The sequence below is a fragment of the Rhodopila globiformis genome, from assembly GCF_002937115.1.
Classification (GTDB): Bacteria; Pseudomonadota; Alphaproteobacteria; order Acetobacterales; family Acetobacteraceae; genus Rhodopila; species Rhodopila globiformis.
Genome location: NZ_NHRY01000259.1, coordinates 1 through 8,674, shown reverse-complemented (window position 1 = coordinate 8,674; position 8,674 = coordinate 1). Strand labels below are relative to the sequence as shown.

General features: G+C 66.4%; 8 protein-coding genes. 3 read left to right on the top strand and 5 right to left on the bottom strand.

Annotation, left to right across the window (positions count from 1 at the left end; all coding sequences use genetic code 11):
* Window positions 1–600: 600 nt before the first annotated feature.
* From CCS01_RS27685 to CCS01_RS27675, 3 genes are all read right to left on the bottom strand, one after another.
* A complete protein-coding gene (locus tag CCS01_RS27685) occupies window positions 601–936 on the bottom strand; it encodes a hypothetical protein (protein ID WP_104522002.1) in 336 nt (111 codons plus the stop codon).
* A gap of 21 nt (window positions 937–957) precedes the next feature.
* The gene (locus tag CCS01_RS35795; protein ID WP_146101999.1) at window positions 958–3,342 is read right to left on the bottom strand and encodes a 1-deoxy-D-xylulose-5-phosphate synthase N-terminal domain-containing protein; all 2,385 of its coding nucleotides are present in this window, start codon (window positions 3,340–3,342) and stop codon (window positions 958–960) included.
* A gap of 96 nt (window positions 3,343–3,438) precedes the next feature.
* Window positions 3,439–3,969 (bottom strand): Uma2 family endonuclease, encoded by a 531-nt coding sequence (locus CCS01_RS27675; RefSeq protein ID WP_104522001.1) that lies wholly within the window; start codon window positions 3,967–3,969, stop codon window positions 3,439–3,441.
* A gap of 268 nt (window positions 3,970–4,237) precedes the next feature.
* Here CCS01_RS27675 and CCS01_RS27670 point away from each other — a divergent pair, with 268 nt between their 5' ends.
* Genes CCS01_RS27670 through CCS01_RS27660 form a run of 3 tightly spaced genes read left to right on the top strand, consistent with a single transcriptional unit; the run spans window position 4,238 to window position 7,347 of the window.
* A complete protein-coding gene (locus CCS01_RS27670; RefSeq protein WP_104522000.1) occupies window positions 4,238–5,449 on the top strand; it encodes an amino acid ABC transporter permease in 1,212 nt (403 codons plus the stop codon).
* Window positions 5,450–5,452: 3 nt separating this feature from the next.
* Window positions 5,453–6,574 (top strand): amino acid ABC transporter permease, encoded by a 1,122-nt coding sequence (locus CCS01_RS27665; protein ID WP_239992422.1) that lies wholly within the window; start codon window positions 5,453–5,455, stop codon window positions 6,572–6,574.
* Between the two features lie 14 nt (window positions 6,575–6,588).
* Complete coding sequence (locus CCS01_RS27660) at window positions 6,589–7,347, top strand: amino acid ABC transporter ATP-binding protein (protein ID WP_104521998.1); 759 nt, start codon at window positions 6,589–6,591, stop codon at window positions 7,345–7,347.
* 269 nt (window positions 7,348–7,616) lie between these two features.
* Here the strand turns inward: CCS01_RS27660 and CCS01_RS27655 are convergent, their stop codons facing one another.
* Both CCS01_RS27655 and CCS01_RS27650 read right to left on the bottom strand, forming a co-directional pair.
* The gene (locus CCS01_RS27655) at window positions 7,617–8,423 is read right to left on the bottom strand and encodes a S1 family peptidase (protein ID WP_104521997.1); all 807 of its coding nucleotides are present in this window, start codon (window positions 8,421–8,423) and stop codon (window positions 7,617–7,619) included.
* Between the two features lie 75 nt (window positions 8,424–8,498).
* On the bottom strand, window positions 8,499–8,674 hold a 176-nt coding region (locus CCS01_RS27650; protein WP_146101497.1), incomplete at its 5' end, for a transposase.

Genomic DNA, 8,674 nt, shown 5'->3' with positions numbered 1-8,674 from the left:
GGCCTCATCGGCGATGCGCGCTTCATCAATGGTGAAGTGCTGCTCATCGGGTGTGCGGAGGTAGCGGCGGTAGGCGCTGTTGCCGACCAGCGATTTGTCGCCTTGTTTGAGCTTGGCGCGCAGGCTCCGGCTCGTCCGGGCCACCTATTCCAGCACGTGTGCCGCGACAGGTGGCCCGGACGAGCCGGGCCATGACGATGAAGACAGGCCATCTGCGTCCCAACTAACCTGCGGTCTGCTGTAGAGATATTCGTAGCCGCCGATCTTCTTGACACGGACGAACATGGCTGCTGCCTTGGCTTGCCAAGCCGACACCATAGCGAATCGGCGTGAGTCAAGGCCCTTGGAGCGCTTCCTGGCCAGGGAAGCTCGGCATTTAGCCCCACAATTTTGTCGAGGCAGGCGAAAGCCGCGATATTCCGCGGGTTTTCAAGCCGGATCATGCGCTAACTGCGGAAGTTGGGTATGACGCTGAGCGCGCGCCGTCACCCCAGCCCAATCGACCTACGGTTTGTTATAATTTCCGCCCGGCCGGATTCACCGCTGAAAGTACTGAGAGCAGTGTTCCAGTTGCGCAATGACGGCGTAGACCATCCCTGATCATACGTTTGCAGCAACCGATGGCAGCCTCGACCCGGCCACGGGCGTTGCCCCTGCGACTGTTTGCCAGCCCACGCGGGCTTTCCGGACGCTCCGCGGCAGACGGTGATCGCGCCGTGCGGAATTGGTTTCAGCTGCCCCGCTCGGCACCGTGCCGGCACCCGGCGGCACGACGGCCGCGGCATCAGGATCGGGGCCGATGACCGCGCCACAGACGCGGTCCCGCCCGCCATCGCCGGTGAACGAGGCGACCGGCCATTCCACCCGGTCCGGCATCGAGCCAGGCCGCGAGGCGTCATCGGCGTCGTTTGTCGTCAGCGCGGTGGCGGCGTCCATGCCGCCCGATCGTACCGCGCCTCAGTCCGCCAGCATCGCCTGGGCGCAGGCGTCCAGGATGGCATCGGTGTCCAGGCCGTATTCGCGATACAGATCGGGAATGTCGCCGCTCTGGCCGAACCGGTCCGGGCCCAGCGGCACCACGCGCTGGCCGCGTACCGAGCCCAGCCAGGCATGCGTCGCCGGATGCCCGTCCAGCACCGTCACCAGCGCCGCCCCGGGCGCCAGCGGGGCCAGGATGGTCTCGACATGCGACACCGCCCCCCGCGATCCGCCGCGGCGTGCCCGCTGCGCCGCCAGCCAGCCGGCGTGCAGGCGGTCCGGGGAGGTGATCGCCAGCAGCCCGGCCGCCGGGTCCTCCTCGCGCAGCACCTCGAACGCCGCCTCGGCCTCGGGCGCCACCGGGCCCTGGTAGGCCAGGGCGATGCGGGCGCCATCCGCCGGCGGCACCACCCAGTGCGCGCCGGCGATCACCGCCTTTGCGTCCAGGCTGCGCTGCTTCTGCTCCAGCGCGCGGGTGGACAGGCGCAGCCACGCAGCGGAGCCGTCCGGGCGCTGCATCAGGTCGAAGGCGTGACGCAGCAGGATGCCCAGCTCGTCCACATGCGCCGGCTCGAAGCTCGCCAGCCTGTCGGCCGCCATGCCGATCAGCGGGGTGTTGACCGACTGGTGCTGGCCACCCTCGGGGGCGAGGGTCAGGCCGGAGGGGGTGGAAACCAGCAGGAACCGCGCGTCCTGGTAGCAGGCGTAGATCAGCGCATCCAAGCCGCGGTTCACGAACGGGTCGTACACCGTGCCGATGGGCAGGACGCGGGCGCCGGTCATGGCGGGGGCGAGGCCGGCGGCGCCGAGCAGCAGGAACAGGTTCTGCTCGGCGATGCCAAGTTCGACATGCTGGCCCTTGGGCGACATGCCCCAGCGCTGGGCGCTGGCCAGCTTGGAATCGCGGAACACGTCGTTGCGGGTGTGGCGGTCGAAGATGCCGCGGCGGTTCACCCAGGGGCCGAGGTTGGTCGAGACCGTCACGTCCGGCGACGTGGTCATGATGTGGGTGGCGAGTTCCCGCAGCTCCCCGTGGCCGCGGCCGATCTCGGCGAGGATTTCGCCGAAGCCGCCCTGGGTGGACATTTTCCGGCCGGCCAGCTTGGGCATCGGCAGGGCAGGGGGGATGTGGACCGTGGGGGCGGTCAGCTTGCGGCCCTCGGGCGTCAGAGGGGTGCCGAAGGGGCAGCCGTCCAGGAAAGCGCGCAGTTCGGCCTCGGGCACGTCCAGGCCCTCGAACGGGTCCCATTCGTGGCCGGGGCGGATGTTCATGTCCTGGCGGAACTGCTCCATCTGCTCCTTGCTCATCAGGCCGGCGTGGTTGTCCTTGTGGCCGGCGAAGGGCAGGCCCATGCCCTTGATGGTGTAGGCGATGAAGCACGTCGGCTGGTCCCCGTCGGCGTCGGCGGCGCGCAGCGTCTCGATGACGGTTTCGATGTCGTGGCCGCCCAGGTTGGTCATCAGGGCGCCCAGTTCGTCGTCGGTCAGCTCATCGATGATCGCCCGCGCCTTCGACCGCCCCAGATCGGCCAGCAGCGCCTGGCGCCAAGCGGCGCCGCCCTGGAAGGTCAGGGCGGAGTACAGGCTGTTGGGGCAGTCGTCGATCCAGGCGCGCAGGGCGTCGCCGCCCTCCCGCGCGAAGGCGGCCTGCAGCTTGCGGCCGTATTTGATGGTGACGCAGTTCCAGCCCATGTCGCGGAACAGGCCCTCGATGCGGCCGAACAGCCGGTCGGGGACGACGGAATCGAGGCTCTGGCGATTGTAGTCGACGATCCACCAGACATTGCGGACGTCGTGCTTCCAGCCCTCCAGCAGGGCTTCGTAGATGTTGCCCTCGTCCAGCTCGGCGTCGCCGGCGATGGCGATGTGGCGGCCGGGCGGCAGGTCGGTGCGGCCGAGGCCGTGCAGCCTTGTGTAGTCGGCGATCAGCGCCGAGAAGCTGGTCATGGCCACGCCCAGGCCGACGGAACCGGTGGAGAAATCGACCTCGGCGCCGTCCTTGACCCGCGACGGATAGGGCTGGATGCCGCCGAACTGGCGCAAGCCCTCCAGCTTCTCCCGCGTTTGCCGTCCGAACAGGTAGTTCAGCGCGTGGAACACCGGGCCGGCGTGCGGCTTGACGGCGATGCGGTCCTGCGGCCGCGCGACCTCCAGGTACAGCGCCGCCAGGATGGAGATGCAGGACGCGCACGACGCCTGGTGGCCGCCGACTTTCAGCCCGTCGCGGTTGGGGCGGATGTGGTTGGCGTTGTGGATCATCCAGGCCGACAGCCAGAGCAGCTTGCGCTCCAGCTGGTTCAGGATGTGGACATGCCGCGACTGCGGCGGAGCCAGGGTGGCGAGTGCGGTCATCGGCGCGTTCATGATGTCCTCCCCGTGACGTCAGCCAAGCTTGTTCCTGGCACTGTTCGCGACGCAAATCACCCGACAGGCGATAACGCGGTGCCGCCGGTGTGGTGGCTAGCGGCGGTATATGTCGCCCATCGGGATCGTGATGCCAACCTCCGGCAGGCGAAGTTCGCTGTCGAGGCCTTCGATGATTTCAGCTTCCCAGCCGGTGGACCGGCGGCGGACGGTGATCTCGGCGCGGTCGGTTTCCAGCATGACGCAGGCGAGAATGCCGGGGACCGCGGCATACTCGGCGGCCTTGACGCGGCGGTCGGTCAGGGCGGTCGAGGGCGACAGGACCTCGAACACGATGGTTGGTTCGATCGTGTCGCGGTCATCCTCGGGAGACGAACAAACGACGCTTGCATCGGGATAGCGCACCCGGCCGGCAGTCAGGACCTTCAATTCGGGTCCGATCACCTCGCAGGGCGGCTGCAACCGGGTTCCGAGCGCCGTGATGAGACGGGCGATGGCGCGAGCATGCACGAAACTTCCGCCGGTCATCGCCACCGGCTGGATGCCGTCGAACTCGTAGCGGACCGGCTGGGCCCGCTCCCAGGCGAGGAATTCATCCGCGGTCAGAGGCTTCAGGGATGCGCTCATGCTGTTGGTGTCCAACGAGGCGGCTGCCGGCGCCGGACGACGCCGGGTTTGTCAGGAGGCAATTTAATGCGGCCGGCGTTCACGTTCCAGCCTGCTGATGCCGATCGCGCGGCCTGGCATGGAAACGACCGGGAGATGCCGGGAGCGGTTGATCTGCCCGGCCAGCCGACGCACAGTTCCGCTGATCCAGGCTTGCGGCTGAAGCATCGCCAATGGCCCTGACATTGCCTTGATCAGAGCCGTTCCGTTCCCGGGAGGTCGCTGCCGCATGTCCCACGCCGTCGCCGATGAGCGGCCGATCCCTGCGCGGGCGGCGCCGAAGCGGCGGCTCCGGCTGTCATGGGCCGATCGGCGGTTCCGCGCCATCGTCTGGCAGGTGCTGATCGTCGGGGTGGTTGGTGCGATCCTGTGGTACCTGATTGGCAACACCAACGCGAACCTGGCGGCGCGGCACATCGCCACCGGCTTCGGCTTCCTGCACCGCGTCGCCGGCATCCCCATCGGCGAATCGCTGCTGCCGTACAACCCGTCGGTCGATACCTACGGCCGGGCGCTGCTGGTTGGCGTGGTGAACACGCTGGAGGTATCACTCATCGGCATCGTCCTGGCGACCATCCTGGGCACGCTGGTTGGCATCGGGCGGCTGTCGCGGAACTGGCTGCTGGCGAAGCTGACGGCGGTGTATGTCGAGACGCTGCGCGACATCCCGCTGCTGCTGCAATTGCTGTTCTGGTACACGCTGCTGCAGGGGCTGCCGCCGCCGAAGCGGGCCTGGAGCCTGGGCCACGCCGCGTTCGTGTCGAACCGCGGCATCGTACTGCCGCTGCTGCACTGGCAGCCCGCCCACACCGCCGCCTTGGCCGCCTTCGCCGCCGGCGTGCTGGGCACCGCGCTGTGGGCGCGCCACGCCCGCGCCCGGCAGGATGCGACCGGCGTCCGGCCGCGCGTGTGGCCGGTGGCGGCGGCGCTGCTGCTGATCCTGCCGCTGCTGGCCTGGGCGGCGCTGGGGGCGCCGTTCGCGGTGGAAGTCCCGGTGCTGCGCGGCTTCAACTTCCGCGGCGGGCTGACGCTGACGCCGGAGTTCTTCGCGCTGCTGCTCGGGCTGGTGGTCTATACCGCCGCCTATGTCGCCGAGATCGTCCGCGCCGGCATCCAGGCGATCCCGCGCGGGCAGTGGGAAGCGGCCGAGGCGCTGGGCCTGCGCCATGGGCAGGTGCTGCGGCTGGTGATCCTGCCGCAGGCGCTGCGGGTCATCGTCCCGCCGATGACCAGCCAGTACCTGAACCTGGCGAAGAACAGCTCGCTGGCGGTGGCCATCGGCTACCAGGACATCGTCTCGGTCGCCGACACCACGCTGAACCAGACCGGGCAGGCGATCGAGGGGATTGCCGTGATCATGGCGGTGTACCTGACCATCTCGCTGTCGATCAGCCTGTTCATGAACTGGTACAACGCGCGCATCGCGCTGGTGGAGCGCTGAGCGGTGGGTGACGCGGGCATTGACCGGGTGTCGGAAAGAACCCGCGGTGTCGGTCCGTGGGCCTGGATGCGGGCCAACCTGTTCAGTTCCTGGTGGTCCACCGCGGTGACGCTGGCGCTGGCCTACCTGGTCCTGCGCGGGCTGGCCGGGCTGTTCGCGTGGGGCGTGGTGCATGCCGTCTGGTCGGTGCCGGTGGGGGCCAACGGCATGGCGGACCCCTCGGCCTGCCTGGACGCCGCGGGCGTTGGCGCCTGCTGGGCGGTGATCGCGGACAAGTGGCGGCTGATCCTGTTCGGCCGCTTCCCCTATCACGAGCAGTGGCGGCCGGCGCTGGTGGTGGGGCTGTTCATCGGCCTGTATGCCGTCTCCGCCATGCGCCGGTTCTGGCACGCGGGGCTGGCGCTGGCCTGGGTGGTCGTGCTGGCCGGCGTCGGCGTGCTGATGTGGGGCGGGGTGCTGGGGCTGGCGCCGGTGCCGGAGGATTCCTGGGGCGGCCTGCCGATCACGCTGATCCTGGCGACGTTCGGGCTGGCGTTCGCGTTCCCGCTGGCGGTGCTGGTGGCGCTGGGGCGGCGGGCGCGCGGGCTGCCGGCGGTGCGCGCGCTGTGCGTGCTGTATGTCGAGCTGATCCGCGGCGTGCCGCTGATCTCGGTGCTATTCATGGCCAGCGTTATGTTCCCGCTGTTCCTGCCCGAGGGCGTGAACATCGACAAGCTGCTGCGGGCGCAGGTCGCCTTCATCCTGTTCACCGCCGCCTACCTGGCCGAGGTGATCCGCGGCGGCCTGCAGGCGCTGCCGGCCGGCCAGGCGGAGGCGGCGGACGCGCTGGGGCTGACATACTGGCAGAAGACCAGGCTGGTGATCCTGCCGCAGGCGCTGCGGTTGGTGATCCCGCCGCTGGTCAACACCTTCATCGGCTCGTTCAAGGATACCTCGCTGGTGCTGATCATCGGCCTGTTCGACCTGCTGAGCATGGGCCACGTGGCGCTGAGCGACCCGCCGTGGCAGAGCTTCTCGACCGAGGTGTACCTGTTCCTGGCGGTGATCTACATCGCCTTCTGCTTTGCCATGTCGCAATACAGCCGAAGCCTGGAGCGCGGCCTTGACCGCTCCCGCCGGCGCTGACGGGGGAGGGGGGTTTGAGCGCGGGTGTGGATGGTGGGCCGGCGATCGTGCTGGACAAGGTGAACAAGTGGTACGGCAGCCTGCACGTGCTGCGCGACGTCTGCCTGACGGTGGCGGCGCAGGAGCGGGTGGTGGTGTGCGGGCCGTCGGGCTCGGGCAAGTCCACCATGATCCGCTGCATCAACCGGCTGGAGACGCACCAGGAAGGCCGCATCATCGTCGATGGCACCGAACTGACCGACGACCTGCACGCGCTGGATACGATCCGGCGGGAGGTCGGGATGGTGTTCCAGTCGTTCAACCTGTTCCCGCATCTGACGATCCTGGAGAACTGCACGCTGGCGCCGATGCGGGTGCGGAAGATGCCGCGGCGGGAGGCGGAAGCGCTGGCGATGGGGTACCTGGAACGGGTGCGGATCCCCGAGCAGGCGGGGAAATACCCCGGCCAGTTGTCCGGCGGCCAGCAGCAGCGGGTGGCGATCGCGCGGGCGCTGTGCATGAAGCCGCGGATCATGCTGTTCGACGAGCCGACCAGCGCGCTGGACCCGGAGATGATCAAGGAGGTGCTGGATACCATCATCGGCCTGGCGGACGACGGCATGACGATGGTGTGCGTGACGCACGAGATGGGGTTTGCCCGGCAGGTGGCGCACCGGGTGGTGTTCATGGACCGGGGGGAGGTGGTGGAGAGCGGGACGCCGGGGGAGGTGTTCGAGGCGCCGAAGACGGAGAGGCTGCGGGGGTTTTTGGGGCAGGTGTTGCGGGGGCATTAGCGTGCTGTCCAAGTCGTTCCAAGGCGCTTGATTTGCCGTAAAGGCCTACCGGCAAATATTGGCTGGCGCCCCCGTGAGCTGACATTGAACGCCGACGTATGTCCAACATCAAATTGCAACGAAATTTGATACTTCGTGGTATCTGTGTCAGCAAAAACCGCAAGCCGGACGGCAGCAGCAACACCGCCCGATACTGAGCCTGAGCCCCCGTATGATGAGCCCGATTGTGCTGGTGACGATGAGCGGGGCTGTTAGGCCAGGACGCGAGGTCAGTCACCCGTAGCTTGACGCTGAGAAAAATCGGCCTCCTCAAGAAGGTGCTTACATGAGAATGCGTAGCCAATTCCGACATTAGCAGATCTTTCGATCTGGTCCAACGTGCTTAGGATCTGCGCCTGCCCCGCGGCCAACACTTGCTTAATGGAGATGCCACCCATTTCCATGTCCATTCCCATGCCGTTCAGGATCCTTATGTTGTTTTCAATAGTTTGACACAACGTTTTAAACAAATCGGTGAGACCTGTTGCCTTTCTCGTAACAATGCCGACTACGCTACCTGTTGTAACATCGAATAGCGGGCCTCCGGAATTACTAGGATTAACGCTTGCATCTATCTGAATAACGTCGACTGGCCCGCGCCTGTAGAAGGACGAGATAATACCGACGTGGCACGTCAGGTTCATGTGTTCCAGGGGATAACCGAGGAATGCAACCTGCTCACCTACTGATTTCGTCTCGTGGCTCGTTACCTCGAACTGATACGGACTAAACTTCATCAACTCTGGGATGTCTAGAACGGCGTAATCATACTCGTCAGCAGGGGACGCTACCACTCGACGTCTCTCAAATTCCTTTCGACGAAGGAACACCCCTTGGTCCCAAGCGGTATGCTCATCCCGTCGTAGCCACACTCGTGAAGTCTGAGGTGGAGTGTCAAATACATGCCCATTTGTTACTAAATAGCCTTTAGACATAAAGGCCGAACCACTGCTAATTCGGTTGCCCACGGAGTCCAAGCAGACTACGTGAAATACCCCAGAGCGGACATGTTTCACGGTTGCGGTAAGATTACTCATGTCACTCACAATACGGCAGCATCATCAAGGCCTGATAGCAGAAGATGTGCCGATTCGGAACTCTAGGGCGTGTCGTCAATTAAGCCAAACGACGGCGGCGGCGAGGTGGACCGCGGCGAGGAAGTTGCGGGCAGTCTTGTCATAGCGGGTTGCGATGGCACGGAACTGCTTGAGCCTGGCGAAGAAATTTTCGATCAGATGGCGCGCCTTGTAGAGGTCGCGGTCGTAGGTCCGCGGCGAGCGGCGATTGG